Source organism: Streptomyces fodineus, assembly GCF_001735805.1.
In the GTDB taxonomy this organism is placed as follows: domain Bacteria; phylum Actinomycetota; class Actinomycetes; order Streptomycetales; family Streptomycetaceae; genus Streptomyces; species Streptomyces fodineus.
Genome location: NZ_CP017248.1, coordinates 186332 through 202950 on the forward strand (window position 1 = coordinate 186332; position 16619 = coordinate 202950).

A 16619-nucleotide genomic window follows, 5' to 3' on the forward strand; every position below is an offset into this window, starting at 1 on the left:
GCGCCCCCGTTGGTCATGCCGACCCGAACTCCTTGTCGATCAGTTCAAACACATCGTCGTCAGACACCAGGTCGAGGTCTTCGTCAGACCTTTCCTCGGCGTCGGTCGGCTGACTGCCGGTGCCGCGGAGCACGTTCCGCAGTCGGTTGCTGAGGTAGCGCAGACGCGGCTCGATCTCGCTGAGTTGCCGCTCGTCGCCCGCCACGGTGATCAGCATCGCCTCAAGCCTCTGCAGCTCCTCCTCGAAAGGCGAGCCGTTCTGCTCCTCGGGAACCCCACCGACGTCCTCGAGGAGCAGTCGGGCGACCGCCTCCGGCGTCGGGTGGTCGAAGATGAGGGTCGCGGGCAGCCGCAGCCCGGTGGCCTGCGTGAGCCGATTGCGAAGCTCGACCGCGGCCAGCGAGTCGAACCCGAGCTCCTTGAAGGCACGCTCCGGGTCGACCGCGGCGGCGGAGGCGTGGCCGAGGACGGCCGCGACCTGCGCCTGCACCACCTCAAGGACAACCTGCTCGCGGTCGGCTTCGGCCACCCCGGTCAGCCGCTGCGCCAGCGACCCGCCCGCGGACTTGGCGCGCCGGGCAGGGGCACGGACCAGCCCGCGCAGCAGGGCCGGCAGTGTCCCCGCCCGGGCCTGGCTCCGCAGGGCGACCAGGTCCAGCCGTACCGGCACGAGCAGCGCCGCGTCCAGACCGAGCGATTCGTCGAACAGGTCGAGCCCGCGTTCCGCGGAGAGCGCGCCGACGCCCGTCCGCTCCATACGCGCGAGATCGGCTTCGTCCAGTTCGCCGGTCATGCCGGTGGCGTCTGCCCACAGGCCCCAGGCCAGTGAGCTGGCCGGCAGCCCCTTGGCTCGCCGCTGGTGGGCAAGTGCGTCCAGGACGGCGTTCGCGGCCGCGTAGTTGGCCTGACCCGGGTTGCCCATCTGCGCCGCAGCCGAGGAGAAGAGGACGAACGCCGACAGCTCCATCCCGGCGGTGAGCTCGTGCAGATGCCACGCCGCGTCCACCTTCGGGCGCATCACCCGTGTCATCTGCTCCGGCGTGAGCGAGTCGATCACACCGTCGTCGAGCACACCGGCCGAGTGGACGACCGCCGTGAGCGGCTGCTCCAACGAGCCGAGCAGCTCGGCGAGTTGGCCCCGGTCGGACACGTCGCACGCGGCGACCCGGACCTGCGCACCGAGCTCTTCGAGCTCGGCGACCAGCTTCTCCACACCATCGGCTGCCGCACCACGGCGGCTCACGAGCAGCAGCTGCTTCGCGCCGTGCCGCTCTGCCAAGTGTTTGGCGAACAGCGCACCCAGACCGCCCGTACCGCCGGTGATCAGCACCGTTCCGTCCGGGTCCAGCGGCGCCGGAACCGTCAGCACCACCTTGCCGATGTTGCGGCCCTCGCGCAGGAACCGGAACGCGTCCGCACCGCGGCGCACATCCCACGTCCGGGTGGGCGACGGCGTCAGCACACCCTGCTCGAACAGATCGCTGATCTCAACCAGCATTTCCTGGATCCGCTCCGGGCCCGACTCCAGCAGGTCGTAGGACCGGTACCGCACGCCCGCGTGCTCGCGGGCGACGACCTCCGGGTCACGGATGTCGGTCTTGCCCATCTCGATGAACCGGCCGCCGCGCGGCAGCAACTCCAGCGTCGCGTCGACGAACTCACCCGCGAGCGCGTCCAGCACGACATCCACACCGGCCCCGCCGGTGGCCGACAGGAACGCCTCCCGGAAGCCGAGATCACGCGAGTTGGCGATCCGCTCGTCGGCGATGCCCAGTCCGCGCACCGCATCCCACTTCGACGGGCTCGCGGTGGCGAACACCTCCGCTCCGAAGTGGTGGGCCAGCTGCACCGCCGCCATGCCCACGCCACCGGCGGCGGCATGGACCAGCAGCCGCTCTCCGGCACGAAGCCCGGCCAGGTCGACCAGACCGTAGTACGCGGTCAGGTACACCACGGGGACGGCCGCCGCCTCGGTGAACGACAGACCCGCCGGCATCGGCGCGATCGTCCGCCGGTCCGCCACCGCCACCGGCCCGAAGGCGTCCGTGATCAGACCGAAGACCCGGTCGCCCGGCGCCAGGTCCGTCACGCCCGAGCCGACCTCGAGCACCACGCCCGCGGCCTCACTGCCCAGCGGCGCCTCACCCGGGTACATCCCCAGTGCGATCAGGACATCGCGGAAGTTCAGGCCCGCGGCCCGGACCGCGACGCGGACCTCGCCCACGCCCAGCGGCCGACCGCCCTCGGACGGTACGACTGCCAGGTTCTCCAGTGAGCCCTTCCGCGTGATCGCCAGCCGCCACATGTCACCGGCCACGCCCGCAGGTGCCCTACCGAGCCGCGGTGCCAGCAACCGACCGTCACGGATGGCCAGCTGAGGCTCGTCCAGGTCAAGCAGCGCGCCCCACTCCGGCTCGTCACCGTTGTCGAGGTCGACGAGCAGGAAGCGGTCCGGGTGCTCGGACTGGGCACTGCGCACCAGACCCCACACCGAGGCCTGCGCCACGTCCGGCGTCTCATCGCCCACCGCGACGGCGTTACGCGTCACCACCACCAGCCGGGCCTCGCCCAGTGACTCACTGGCCAGCCACCGCTGCACCAGCTCCAGCGCGCTCACGGCCACCCTCTGAGCCGCCTCCGCCGTGTCACCCACCGCGGACGGGGCCCCGACAAGCACCACCTCCGGCGCGGTCACACCACCGGCCAGTGCCTGCTCCAGCGCGGCCACATCCGTGAACCGCTCACCCTCGGCGGCCAGCCCACCGACGACCGCCAGCCGCACCGGCTTCGCCGAACCGGCCGCCACCGTGGCCCAATCGACCTGGAACAGCGAGTTCTGCTTGTCGCGCTGTGCGCTCTGCAGCTGCGCCTGGTCCATCGGGCGCACGGCCAGGGATTCGACGGCCATGACCATGGCACCGTCGTCGTCGACCGCGTCGATGCGGAGGGCGGACTTGCCCGTCGAGCCGATCCGCACCCGTACCCGGGTCTGACCGGTCCGGCCGAGCCGCACTCCCGACCAGGAGAACGGGAGATCCACGGAAGATCCCGCGTCCTTGTCCAGCATCCCGCCGTGCAGAGCGGCGTCGAACAGGGCCGGATGGAGGCCGAATCCCTCGGCTCCGGCGCCGTCGGGCAAGGCCACCTCGGCGAAGACCTCGCCGCCGGAACGCCAGGCGGCCCGTACGCCCTGGAACATCGGACCGTAGTCCAGGCCGATGTCGGCCAGTCGTGCGTAGAGGTCGTCGACGTTGACCGGCTGGGCGCCGACCGGGGGCCACTGGAGCGGGAGCGGCGTCAGCGGCTGCGCGTCCGCGGCCAGCCAGCCACGACCGTGGCAGGTCACCTCGCGCTGCTCGTCCTCACCACCGGACTCGGGGCGGGAGAAGATGGTCAGCTCGCGACGACCGTCGTCGCCGGCCTGACCGACGGCGACCTGAATCTGCCGCGCGGCCTCCTCTTCCAGGACCAGCGGCGCTTCCAGCACAAGTTCGTCCAGCACCGGGCAGCCGACCTCGCGACCGGCGGTCAACGCCATCTCGACCAGGGCCGCACCCGGCACCAGTACGGACTCGAAGACCATGTGATCACGGGTCCAGGCCTGTGCGTCCTGCGAGACCCGACCGGTGAACAGCCACTCGTCCCGGTCGCCGACCTGGACCGTCGCCGCCAGCACCGGATGCCCCACCCGGCCCAGACCGGCCGCCGCAGCATCCCCGGCCCCGGCCTGCGGAACCAGCCAGTACCGCGAACGCTGGAACGCGTAGGTGGGCAGCGGTACGGGCTGGGCGCCGGAGCCCGCATAGAACGCCGACCAGTCCACGTCCGCACCGGCCGCATGCGCCTCGGCCAGGGACAGCGCGAACCGTGACAGGCCACCCTCGTCACGGCGCAGCGAACCGATCGTCTTCACCCGGCCTTCAGCACCGTGCGCCTGGACCGTCTCCTCGACCGCCATGGTGAGTACGGGATGCGCGGAGGCCTCGATGAAGAAGCCCGCACCGTTGTCGATCAGCGCCCGCACCGCGGGCTCGAAGCCGACCCGGTTCCGCAGGTTCCCGCACCAGTACGTGGCGTCGAGCGTCGCGGTGTCTATGAACCCGCCGACGACCGTGGAGTAGAACGGGATCCGGCCGGAGACCGGCTTCATCCCCTCCAGGACCTTGAGCAGTTCGTCTTCGATCGCCTCCACCTGAACCGAGTGGGAGGCATAGTCCACCGCCACCCGACGCGCCCGGATCTCCTCGCGCTCACACACCGCGATCAGCTCGTCCAGTGCCTCCGGTTCTCCGGCGACCACCACCGCCGTGGGGCCGTTGACCGCGGCGACCGACACCCGGTCCGCGTACGGCTCCAGCAGTTCCTCGACCCGCTTCACCGGCAGCGCCACCGACACCATGCCGCCGCGACCGGCCAGTCGGCCCAGCACCAGACGGCTCCGCAAGGCCACCACCCGCGCGCCGTCCACCAGGGACAGCCCGCCGGCCACCACGGCAGCGGCGATCTCACCCTGCGAGTGCCCCACCACGGCCGAGGGTTCCACGCCGAAGGACTGCCACAACGCCGCCAGCGAGACCATCACCGCCCACAGCGCAGGCTGCACCACATCGACCCGCTCCAGCGACGGGGCATCCGCGGCACCGCGCAGCACATCCTCAAGACGCCAGTCCACGAACTGCGACAGCGCCTCGCCGCACTCAGCGATCCTCGCCGCGAACACCGGCGAGGACTCCAGCAGTTCCACCGCCATTCCGACCCACTGCGACCCCTGGCCGGGGAACACGAACACAGCGTTCCCGCCCACCACACGCCCCTCAAGGACGTGCGCCGCGGGGTCGCCGGCGGACAGCTCTCCCAAGCCGCTCAGCAGCGCCCCGCGGTCCGAGGCCACCACCACGGCACGGCGTTCCAGGTGGGCGCGGGTCGTGGCCGCCGCGAAACCGATGTCTTGGAAGGGGACATCCGGATTGGCGATCATGAACGCCCGTACCCGGTCGGCTTGTTCGCGCAGTGCTCCATCGTTCCGGGCGGACAGCGGCACCGGGACCACCGTCAGCTCGGACGGCTTCTCCTCGGCCGGCGTCCGCTCCTTGGCGGGTGCTTCCTCCAGGATCACGTGTGCGTTGGTGCCGCCCACGCCGAACGAGGAGACACCGGCACGGCGCGGCCGATCCGAAGCCGGCCATTCCCGCGCCTCGGTGAGCAGCTCGATCTCACCCGAGGCCCAGTCCACGTGCGGCGACGGCCGGTCTACATGCAGGGTGGCGGGCAGCTGCCCGTGCCGCATGGCCATCAGCATCTTGATCACACCGGCGACGCCGGCGGCCGCCTGGGTGTGGCCGATGTTGGACTTGACGGACCCCAGCCACAACGGGCCGTTGTTCCGTTCGCGCCCGTAGGTCGCCAGCAGGGCCTGCGCCTCGATCGGGTCGCCGAGCTTGGTGCCCGTCCCGTGGCCTTCCACGGCGTCCACGTCCGCCGGGTTCAGGCCGGCGTTGGCCAGGGCCTGCCGGATCACGCGCTCCTGCGAGGGGCCGTTCGGCGCCGTCAGACCGTTGCTCGCACCATCCTGGTTGACCGCACTGCCGCGCAGCAGGCCCAGGATGCGGTGGCCGTTGCGGCGCGCGTCCGACAGCCGCTCCAGCAGCACCAGCCCCGAGCCCTCGGCCCAGCCCACGCCGTCGGCGGCCGCCGCATAGGCCTTGGACCGGCCGTCCGCCGAAACCCCGCGCTGCCGGCTGAACTCGACGAAGACGTTCGGCCGCGCGAGTACCGTCGACCCGCCGGCCAGCGCCAGCGAGCACTCGCCCGCCCGCAGCGCCTGCGCCGCCAGGTGCAGAGCCACCAACGACGAGGAGCAGGCCGTGTCCACCGTCACGGCCGGTCCCTCGAAGCCGAACGAGTAGCTGATCCGGCCTGACGCGACGCTGCCGGAGGACGAGATGCTGAGGTAGCCCTCTATCTCGTCACGCCGGTCGCTCATGCCCGCGACGAACCCGTAGTCCTGGTACATCACGCCACAGAAGACACCCGTGTCGCTGCCACGCAGCGCGGTCGCGTCGATACCCGCGTCCTCGAACGCCTCCCACGCACCCTCCAGCAGCAGCCGCTGCTGGGGGTCCATGGCCATCGCCTCACGCGGGCTGATACCGAAGAACTCCGCGTCGAAGTCGCCCACCCGGTCAACGAACCCCCCCGAGCGCGTGTAGGAGGTACCCGGATGGTCCGGGTCCGGGTCGTACAACCGCTCCAGGTCCCAGCCACGGTCGGCCGGGAACTCCGAGGTACCGTTGCGCCCCTGACTGACCAACTCCCACAACTCGTCCGGCGACGTCACACCACCGGGATAGCGGCAGCTCATACCCACGATCGCCACCGGCTCGCTCGCGCGGTCCTCGTACTCCCGAAGCCGCGTTCGGGCCTCGCTCAGATCGACGGCCACCCGCTTCAGGGACTCGACGAGCTTCTGCTGCTGGGGATCGTTGCTGTCAAAACTCATGACCGTGTTCTTCCTGGGTAGTCCGGACTTGCCGCAGCACTCGTCATGCCTCGTCGAAGCCAAGGTCGATCAACTGCAGGATCTCCATCGCGGAGGTGGCCGATTCGATCTTCGACCGCTCGCTCGCGGGCTGCTGACCGGTGTCGGTGACGGCGGCCAGCAGGGTGCGCAGGCGCCCGGCCACCCGCTGTTTCTCGCCGGCCTCGATCCCGGCGAGCATGCCCTCAAGCCTGTCCAGCTCCTGGTGGATGGGCGGCTCGGCGCTGCTGCTCGCGACCGAGGAGAGGAGCAGCTGGGTGACCGCCACCGGGGTCGGGTGGTCGAATACCAGCGTGGACGGCAGCCGCACACCGGTGGCCTGGGTCAGCCGGTTACGCAGCTCGACCGCGGCCAGCGAGTCGAACCCGAGGTCCTGGAACGCCCGTGCGGCATCGATCGCGTTGGGCGTGGAGTGGCCGAGGACCGAGGCGACCTGGGCACGCACCAGCGCGAGCACCGTCTGTTCCCGCTCGGCCTCCGCCACTCCGGCCAGCCGCTGGGCGAGCGACCCGCCGGCTTCGGCGCGACGGGCCGGCGTGCGCACCAGTCCACGGAACAACGCGGGCAGCCTGCCCGCCCGTCCCTGGGCCCGCAGCATGGCCAGCTCCAGCCGAACCGGCACGAGCAGCGCCGCGTCCAGCCCCATCGCCTGGTCGAACAGTTCCAGCCCGAGCTCGGCCGACAGCGCCCCCACGCCGATCCGCTCCAGGCGGGAGAGCTCGGTCTCGTCGAGCCCGCCAGCCATGCCGCCTGTATCGGCCCACAGGCCCCAGGCGAGAGAGCTTGCCGCCAGCCCCTCGGCACGTCGTCGGTGGGCGAGCGCGTTCAGGGCGGCGTTGGCCGCCGCATAGTTCGCCTGACCCGGGGTGCCGATGAGCGAGGTGACCGAGGAGAAGAGGACGAACGCCGACAGGTCCATCCCGGCGGTGAGTTCGTGCAGATTCCATGCCGCGTCCACCTTGGGACGCATCACCCGCGCCACCTGCTCCGGCGTGAGCTGCTCGACGATGCCGTCGTCGAGCACACCCGCCGCATGGACCACCGCCGTGAGCGGCTGCTCCAACGAAGCGAACAGGTCGGCCAGGTGGTCGCGCTCGGTCACATCGCAGGCGGCGACCCGGGCCTGGGCGCCGAACGCCTCCAACTCGGCGACCAGCTTCTCCACGCCCTCGGCGGCAGCGCCACGACGGCTCACCAGCAGGAACCGCCTGGCGCCGTGCCACTCGGCCATATGTTTGGCGACCAGCGCGCCCAGGCCGCCGGTACCACCGGTGATCAGTACCGTGCCGTCCGGGTCCAGCGGCCGTACCTCGTCCGACCGTCCCGCAGGTGCCCTACCGAGCCGCGGTGCCAGCAACCGACCGTCACGGATGGCCAGCTGGGGCTCGTCCAGGTCAAGCAGCGCGCCCCACTCCGGCTCGTCACCGTTGTCGAGGTCGACGAGCAGGAAGCGGTCCGGGTGCTCGGACTGGGCGCTGCGCACCAGACCCCACACCGAGGCCTGCGCCACGTCCGGCGTCTCATCGCCCACCGCGACGGCGTTACGCGTCACCACCACCAGCCGGGCCTCGCCCAGTGACTCACTGGCCAGCCACCGCTGCACCAGCTCCAGCGCGCTCACGGCCACCCTCTGAGCCGCCTCCGCCGTGTCACCCACCGCGGACGGGGCCCCGACAAGCACCACCTCCGGCGGGGTCGCGCCACCGGCCAGTGCCTGCTCCAGCGCGGCCACATCCGTGAACCGCTCACCCTCGGCGGCCAGCCCACCGACGACCGCCAGCCGCACCGGCTTCGCCGAACCGGCCGCCACCGTGGCCCAATCGACCTGGAACAGCGAACGCTGACCGACTCGCCGGGCGGCCTCGAGCTGGGCCTGCTCCACCGGGCGGGTGACGAGCTCGTCCACGCCGACGACGAGTTCGCCCTGCTCGCCGAAGACATCCAACCGGTAGGTGGACTCTCCCACCGGGGTGATCCGCACCCGCACCCGCGAGAGGGTGATCTGCCCGAGCCGCACCCCCGACCACGAGAAGGGCAGCTCTGCGGCGGAACCCTCCTCCTTACCCAGGAGCAAGCTGTGTCCAGCAGCGTCGAACAGGGCCGGATGGACACCGAATCCCTCGCCGCCGACGCCGTCGGGCAGCGCTACCTCGACGTAGAGCTCGTCGCCGGAGCGCCATGCGGCCTGTATGCCCTGGAACATCGGCCCGTAGTCGTAGCCGAGTTCGGCCGTACCGGCATAGAACTCATCCACCGGGAGCGGTTCCGCGCCCGTCGGCGGCCACTCGGCCGGCATCTCCGACGGCGCCGCCGGTTCCCCGGCCCGGGCGACCCAGCCACGGGCATGGCACGTCGCCTCGGGCAGCTCGTCCTCGTCGGTGGCTGCCGGGCGCGTGTAGACGGCCACTTCGCGGCGCCCATCCTCACCGGCCTGGCCTACGGTGACCTGCAACTGCAAGGCGGCACCGTCCTCCAGGGGCACCGGTGCCTCCAGCACCAGCTCGTCCAGAACCGGGCAGCCCGCCGCGTGGCCGGCCGTCAGCGCCAACTCGGCCAGCGCCGTGCCGGGCAGGATCACCACACCGAGCATCGCGTGTTCGCGCATCCAGGGCTGGGTGTCGGTGGACAGACGGCCGGTGAACACCCACTCGTCCCGGTCACCGATCTGCACCGCACCGGCCAGAATCGGATGCTCGATCCGGCCCAGCCCGGCCGCCGCCGCATCCACGATCCCGGTGTCAGGAGCCAGCCAATACCGCTCACGCTGGAACGCATACGTCGGCAGCGCCACCCGCCTGGCACCGGTACCGGCATAGAAAGCCGGCCAGTCCACCCCGACTCCGGCGATATGAGCCTGACCGAGGAACGCAGCGAAGGTCTCCGCCTCCGGACGCCGCGACCGCAGCGCCGCGATCAGCACACTGTCCTCATCGTCGTCCAGGCACTGACGGGCCATCGCCGTCAGCACCGCATCCGGCCCCAGTTCCAGATAACGGCGCACACCAAGACCATGCAGAGTCCGGATACCGTCAGCGAAACGAACGGCCTCGCGCACATGACGAACCCAGTACCCCGGATCCGTCACCTCCGACGAAACCAGCTCACCGGTCACGTTGCAGACGATGGGGATCCGCGGCTCGTTGAAACACAGACCTTCCGCCACCCGCCGGAAATCCTCCAGCATCGGTTCCATGCACGGCGAGTGGAAAGCGTGGGACACCCGCAGCCGCGACGTCTTACGGCCCTCCCACCGCGGCAGCCACTCCTCCACAGCCCCCGCATCACCCGAAACAACCACAGCACGAGGACCATTGACCGCCGCGATCTCCACACGGCCCTCAAAACCGGCAAGGGACGCAGCCACCTCGTCCTCACCAGCCTGCACAGCCACCATCGCACCACCAGCCGGCAGCGCACCCATCAACCGGCCCCGCGCCACCACCAGCACACACGCATCCGCCAAAGACAGCACACCAGCCACATGCGCGGCAGCCAGTTCGCCGACGGAGTGCCCGATCAGGTAGTCCGGCCGCACACCCAGCGACTCCACCAGCCGGAACAACGCCACCTCGACAGCGAAGAGCACCACCTGCGTGAACTGCGTCGCATCCAGCAGCCCCGCGTCCTCCGACCCCTCCGCGGCACTGAGCAGTTCCCGCACCGAACGCCCCACCAGGGGATCCAGCTCCGCACACACCTCATCCAGAGCCTCGGCAAACCGCGGATACGACGCCGCCAACTCCACACCCATACGAGCCCGCTGCGCACCCTGACCCGTAAACAACACCGCCGTCTTACCGGCAACCTGACAGCCCTCGACCACCCCGGCCGCAGGCTCACCACCCGCAAGCGCCTCCAGCCCCGCCAGCAAACCCGCACGATCACAAGCCACGACCACCGCACGCCGCTCCAGCAACGCACGCGACGACACCGACGAGAACCCGAGATCTGCAAGTCCCGGTTCGGGATCCGCAAGGAGGCGCTCGCGCAGGCGAGCGGCCTGCGCACGCAACGCCGCCTCACCACGCCCGGACACCAGCACCGGGACCGCGCCGACCGCTCGCTCCGCCGGAGCAGCCTCCGCCGGAGCAGCCTCCTCGACCGGAGCCTCCTCAAGGATCACGTGGGCGTTCGTCCCGCTGATGCCGAACGAGGACACACCCGCCCGACGCGGCCGATCCGAAGCCGGCCATTCCCGCGCCTCGGTGAGCAGCTCGATCTCACCCGAGGCCCAGTCCACGTGCGGCGACGGCTGGTCCACATGCAGGGTGGCGGGCAGCTGCCCGTGCCGCATGGCCATCAGCATCTTGATCACGCCGGCGACGCCGGCGGCCGCCTGGGTGTGGCCGATGTTGGACTTGACGGACCCCAGCCTCAGCGGGCCGTTGTTCCGTTCGCGCCCATAGGTCGCCAGCAGGGCTTCGGCCTCGATCGGGTCACCCAGCCGGGTGCCCGTCCCGTGGCCCTCCACCACATCCACGTCAGCCGGGGCCAACTCCGCGTTCGCCAAGGCCTGCCGGATCACACGCTCCTGCGAGGGACCGTTCGGCGCCGTCAGACCATTGCTCGCACCATCCTGGTTGACCGCACTTCCCCGCAGCAGGCCCAGGATGCGGTGGCCGTTGCGGCGCGCGTCCGACAGCCGCTCCAGCAGCACCAGGCCGACGCCCTCGGCCCAGCCCACGCCGTCGGCGGCCGCGGCGTAGGACTTGCACCGGCCATCCACCGAAGCCCCGCGCTGCCGACTGAACTCGATGAAGGCGTTGGGCCTGGCGAGCACGGTCACGCCACCGGCCAGCGCCAGCGAACATTCCTTGGCACGGAGAGACTTGGCCGCGAGGTCCAGCGCGACGAGCGAGGACGAGCACGCCGTGTCCACGGTCAGCGCCGGCCCCTCGAAGCCGAACGAGTAGCTGATCCGACCCGACGCGACGCTGCCGGCAGCAGCGGTCGTGAGGTAGCCCTCTATCTCGTCACGCCGGTCGCTCATGCCCGCGACGAACCCGTAGTCCTGGTACATCACGCCACAGAAGACACCCGTGTCGCTGCCACGCAGCGCGGTCGCGTCGATACCCGCGTCCTCGAACGCCTCCCACGCACCCTCCAGCAGCAGCCGCTGCTGGGGGTCCATGGCCATCGCCTCACGCGGGCTGATACCGAAGAACTCCGCGTCGAAGTCGCCCACCCGGTCAACGAACCCCCCGAGCGCGTGTAGGAGGTACCCGGATGGTCCGGGTCCGGGTCGTACAACCGCTCCAGGTCCCAGCCACGGTCGGCCGGGAACTCCGAGGTACCGTTGCGCCCCTGACTGACCAACTCCCACAACTCGTCCGGCGACGTCACACCACCGGGATAGCGGCAGCTCATACCCACGATCGCCACCGGCTCGCTCGCGCGGTCCTGCAACTGCTGGTTATGCCGCCGGAGGCGCTCGGTCTCCTTGATCGACTTCCGGAGGGCCCCGACGATGTCGTTCCTGTCGGCAACCATGCCTACTCCTCCCCGTCCGGACGACCAGCGCCAACGTTCTCGACTGCCCGCATGGGGAGACGGCGCTCCCGGCCGCTCCCGAAGGCGTCGGAAGTCGTACAGCGCCCGGCGGCAACGTCAGCGCGTTGGCCGCGCTCCGAAGGGCGTTCAATGGCGTACTTGAGCGACAACAGTTTCCCCCGTTGACGAATGTGGTCGGCGAGTGAGGTACATCTCAGAAATGGAGACAAGGGCATACGGAACCGAATCGATCGGAGTCCATTGGACGTCCATGTCAGCGGAGAGAAAGGGACAACCGAATACGTGTAGGGGGCATCCTTAGCGCGAACTACCGCGGGTTACTGATTCCCGGATGCCGTGCCGATGTCAGGCGACAGCCCAACGCCCCCTACTTTGCATCAATTTCAACTAACTCTCCCCCTGATCCGCGCGTCCTCCCCGTTGACGGCGCGCGGCGATGAACGATTCGCCACCCAGGTGCTTTAAGTCTCTCTCAAGGCATGGCGGGGCTGGTATAAGTAAAGGTGCGTATCCACCACGGGGGGATGTTCAACGATGCCTGTACGCGACCTCGATCGTATACTTGACCTTGCAGTGGCCGCGCTTCACGAGCAGGACCCGGAGCAATTGTGGTCACCACTCGCAGTCGAGATACTCCGTGTTTGCGGTGCGGAGTTCCTCGTCTTCGTGTCCCGCGACTGGGTCGGTTGTGAAGATGCGGTGCACGTCTGGCTACCGGACGGAACGGTCCGCAGCCAAGTCGGGGAACACGCACAGCAATTAATTCGTCACTGTAAGCCGCTGACGGGCTACTACGCGACGTCCAACGACCGGACGCCAGTAACCGCTTCCCAAGTCGTCGGCGAAGCGGAATGGCGTGACAGCGTTATGGCGCAGCGCAAGCGAGAGGCCCTGGCGTCGGATCACATTCTGGGCGTTCCGCTGCCCGACGCCTCCGAACCCTTCCGGGGGTGCCTGGTCCATCGGACCGGCAGCGGCTTCACCGACGAGCACCTGGCCTTCGCCCGGCGCATACAGCCGCTGCTCGCCGGTGTCGACCGACAGGCCGCCCTGCTGCGCAACTACCGCGCCTCCACGGCGAAGGCGCCCAGCGGTCAGGCCGGCCCCGATCCGGCGGAAGGGGCCGCCGAGAGCGGATTGACGCCCCGTGAGACCGATGTGCTGGCCTTGCTTGCCGACGCGCTCACCGCCACCGCTATCAGCCGCCGCCTCGGCATCTCCGTGCGTACCGTGCAGAAGCACACCGAGAACATCTATCGAAAGCTGGGAACCAGCGATCGTGTCACCACCGTGCTGCACGCCCAGGCGCGCAGGATCATCCCGGTGCGGGAGGTGGCAGCAAGGCCAACGCCCGGCCGCAGTGGTGGAATTCACTCCACTTGCCGTTGACGCCTGCAGGCGGGGATCCGCGTGTCGCCTGAAGCTGCCGGCCGTCGGCTCATGCGGGCCCCAGACATAGCCAGGGCTTCGCGCAGCGTCTGCTTGCTCGGGTTACCGCAGCCCGGCGGCCTCGGCCTGTCCGTAGGCAGGCAGTGGGATCGTCCCCTCGCGCCACAACTGCGGCATGAGGGTGACGAATCCCTGGCCGAAGCGCCAAGTCGCGTCACGCGAGGGGGCGTCGGGGGCGGTGCCTTCGTCCGCGGTGACCTTGCCGAACAGAAGGCTGAACTCTCGGCGGCGCGACAGGGCACACGGCCGCAGCTCGCGGGCGGCCACCGCCGACTTCCGGGCGGTCGGCGTCCCCGGGTGCTCGTCGCGCGCGGCTTCCAGGGTGACGGCCAGGTCCTGATAAAGGTCGGCGATGACGGCCTGGACCAAGGCGCGGTGGTCGGGGGAATAGCGGTAGATGACCGACGCGGTCATCCCCAGCTCGCGGTCCCCCGTCTGCTACGAGGCGACGCCGCGCCGCGTACGGCGTGCAGCGCCACCCACCGGCAACGTTGGCTGCGCTGCGCCTTTAGGACCTCCTGAGCCATCACGCGGCTCTCCAGCTCGTCCCTGGGCGCGGTGGCGGCGATGCGCTGGCCTTCGGGGCCGCCGTGCGGTGTCCGGCGCAAGCCTGCTGCTGGGCAGCCAAGGTGACGGGAGGAAGGTGCTGGACGAGGAACTGGTGTCACCCTCGTACTGCAGCGCGGCCTTGCACGCTCACCCGCTCGGCCGCCTCCAATTCGTCGACCGCTGTGGCGGCGGCAGCGGCGGTGATGGGCTGACCGGCGCTCCGGCCTCGGTGGCGATGCAAAAACCCGGCAAGGTCACCCAGCTCAGTGGAACGCGCTGTCCTGGGACAAGGCGAGGACGACATCAGCGCCCAGTTGACGCGGTGCGAGGTTGCTTTCCGGAATCTCCACCACCTCATCAGGCGCAGGCCTGCGCAGTTGGGCTGTTCCCCGTTCCACTGCGGCCATGGACAAGCCGAGATAACAGGCGAGCATTGCCGCTGTCGTGGGGCAGTTTGTTCGCAGTGCAAACGCCTTGATCTTCACGTACGCGCTCAGAGCGGCATCGGGATAATAGGCCAACATCACCAGGCCTCACGGCACTTTGACGCGCTGGCAAATTCGCTCAACGTCTGGGCCTGACGAGGTGTGGTAAGCCCCCGATGACATCGTCATGATGCCCAGGTATTGCGGCAGAATAAATGGAGTACCCGACAGGTTCCGATCACGCCTGGGACGACACGAGGCAGCATGAAGGCGAAAGCCTTTTGTGTGGCTGCACTGGTACAGACGTAGCCTTCTGGCTTCCGGACTCTGGCAAAAACCCGACTTTCACGCTGTCCCGCTCCAGAGGCAACCGGAGGGGACAGCGCTCTCGCAGGTGGCCGGGCAGGCCACGCGGTGAGAGGGCTCTCGGCCGTAGATGAAAGGCATCATCAAGCGACCGGGCGTTCCCGTACAGCGGACCCGTCCTAGAGCCGCCTCAGAGCTAACTCATCACGGTCCCCCAGAGCGCAGAGGGCCGGTTGTCGGGCACCGGGCTGAGGCGTTCTCTGTAGTGGCTACAAACCATGTCGCCCCCTTCGGGCCGTCTGACCGTTGATCCGTCGCAGGGCGCCGGGCCACGTGCAGCAGGCCTCGATTCAGAGGGGCTACTGGTGGCAGGCCAGGCGTCACCCAGCACACGTGAGTGGCACGCCGACAAGCCATGGCAGCCAGCGCCAGCCGGTGCCCTCCGGAATGCGTCGCGTCGTGCCGGTAGGTGCTTGTAACACCAAGTCAGAGGGCCCAGGCGTACACCCTGCTGATGTTGCGTCAGCACGTACCATCACCCTCTCGTGAGCCCCCGGCTCTGCATACCGAGGACCATAGGCCCCCTCGGCACGTGGTTGCAACATGTTGCCCACTTGGAGCAGTATGGCGCACCAAGGAGGTGGGCGATGGAGAAGCAGTACGCAACCGATACGTCCGCGCCGTCGACCTTGGATGACCATGTCCACGCGACGAAGGCCGACATCGCCGCGCGACTTCGCTACATCCGTCGGCACCACCCCGAGGGACCGTTCAGCCTGGCCAAACTCGCGGATCTTGCCGGGGTCTCCAAACGCACCTTGGCGGCCGTCGAGTCCGACGAAGGCGCCAACCTCACCATCGAGACCCTGGTGAAGCTGGCTCACAGCCTCGGCATTCACCGCTGTGCGTACTTCCTCGACGACCAGGTCTTTCAGCAGGTCAACAAAGAGCTGGAGTTCATCAGGGAGTTGCAGAAGAGCAGAGCCCAGGGTCTTGCCTTGCGCTCGTCGCACGCGACGCCTGTCGCCACGTCCACCGACCAGGTCGCGAGGCTCCTCACAGGGATCATCGACGCTGCGGCCCAAGCCCGTGATTCGCTGCGTGGCGCACCGCCGACCAGCGGTGAGGAACGGCACGCATCCGGTCCTCTACCTCCCACCAACACGTGACACCGACACCACGCCCCAGGGTCCCTTGCCCCCGGGCAGGCTCCAACCCAACCGAGTCGGGCAACCGCCGCCAGGATCAGCCCTGCGAAGGGCCGAGAGATGTGGCGATCTGCCGCGTTCATGACGTCGGCTTCCATCGGTGTCCAGTCGAAGAGCAGGGCAACAGGATGACTACACGGCAAGTTCGCAAACGGTGCGAGGCGCTTGTCAGTGCGCTCGACCTTCCCAGCCCTTTCTCCATCGACGCTCTCGTTCACCAGTTATCCGTGCAGCGAGGCCGGCCGATCCACATCCACACGGTACCGATCGGCTCAGCCATCAGCGCCTGCGGGCTGTGGATCGCCACCAGCACTCACGACACCATCTACGTCGAGGAGAAGACGACCAGGTTCCATCAGGAACACATCATTCTCCACGAGGTCGCGCACATCCTGTGGGATCACCGCTTCAGTGACCAGGAGAGCCTCGGCGCGCTCACCACGCTGCTGCCAAGCATCAGTCCCGACCTGATCAAGCGCCTTCTGACACGTACCAACTACACCACCGGGCAGGAGCAGGAAGCCGAACTCGTCGCAAGCCTCATCCACGCCACCGCAAGGACGCGCGCCCCCTCACCATCGACAGGGGTGCGCGGCGTACTCGAAGCCGCCCTCGGGATCCGCGGGTAGAGGC

At 69.3% G+C, this 16619-nt stretch carries 7 protein-coding genes and 1 pseudogene; 3 read left to right on the top strand and 5 right to left on the bottom strand.

What is annotated here, in order from left to right:
* Nucleotides 1-13: 13 nt before the first annotated feature.
* The 3 genes and pseudogenes from BFF78_RS00780 to BFF78_RS49925 all read right to left on the bottom strand — a co-directional run.
* Nucleotides 14-6499, bottom strand: coding sequence for a type I polyketide synthase (locus BFF78_RS00780; protein ID WP_069776473.1), 6486 nt, complete (start codon nucleotides 6497-6499; stop codon nucleotides 14-16).
* 43 nt (nucleotides 6500-6542) lie between these two features.
* Entirely contained in the window at nucleotides 6543-10844 is a 4302-nt protein-coding gene (locus BFF78_RS49500; protein WP_418346739.1) for an SDR family NAD(P)-dependent oxidoreductase, read from the bottom strand.
* A 12-nt stretch (nucleotides 10845-10856) separates the two neighbouring features.
* Nucleotides 10857-12028: pseudogene (locus BFF78_RS49925) on the bottom strand (beta-ketoacyl synthase N-terminal-like domain-containing protein); the annotation flags it as partial.
* 594 nt (nucleotides 12029-12622) lie between these two features.
* Between BFF78_RS49925 and BFF78_RS00790 the strand changes: the two are divergent.
* A complete protein-coding gene (locus tag BFF78_RS00790; RefSeq protein WP_227025654.1) occupies nucleotides 12623-13438 on the top strand; it encodes a helix-turn-helix transcriptional regulator in 816 nt (271 codons plus the stop codon).
* Nucleotides 13439-13540: 102 nt separating this feature from the next.
* Here the strand turns inward: BFF78_RS00790 and BFF78_RS00795 are convergent, their stop codons facing one another.
* Together BFF78_RS00795 and BFF78_RS45905 are read right to left on the bottom strand one after the other, a co-directional pair.
* Nucleotides 13541-13912, bottom strand: coding sequence for a hypothetical protein (locus BFF78_RS00795; protein ID WP_069776476.1), 372 nt, complete (start codon nucleotides 13910-13912; stop codon nucleotides 13541-13543).
* Between the two features lie 398 nt (nucleotides 13913-14310).
* Entirely contained in the window at nucleotides 14311-14574 is a 264-nt protein-coding gene (locus BFF78_RS45905) for a hypothetical protein (RefSeq protein ID WP_159032908.1), read from the bottom strand.
* Nucleotides 14575-15425: 851 nt separating this feature from the next.
* On the opposite strand from BFF78_RS45905, the gene BFF78_RS00800 reads away from it, so the two are divergent.
* On the top strand, nucleotides 15426-15947 hold the full coding sequence (locus tag BFF78_RS00800; RefSeq protein WP_069776477.1) for a helix-turn-helix domain-containing protein: 522 nt from the start codon (nucleotides 15426-15428) through the stop codon (nucleotides 15945-15947).
* A 266-nt stretch (nucleotides 15948-16213) separates the two neighbouring features.
* Entirely contained in the window at nucleotides 16214-16615 is a 402-nt protein-coding gene (locus tag BFF78_RS00805; RefSeq protein WP_227025655.1) for a hypothetical protein, read from the top strand.
* Nucleotides 16616-16619: the final 4 nt, after the last annotated feature.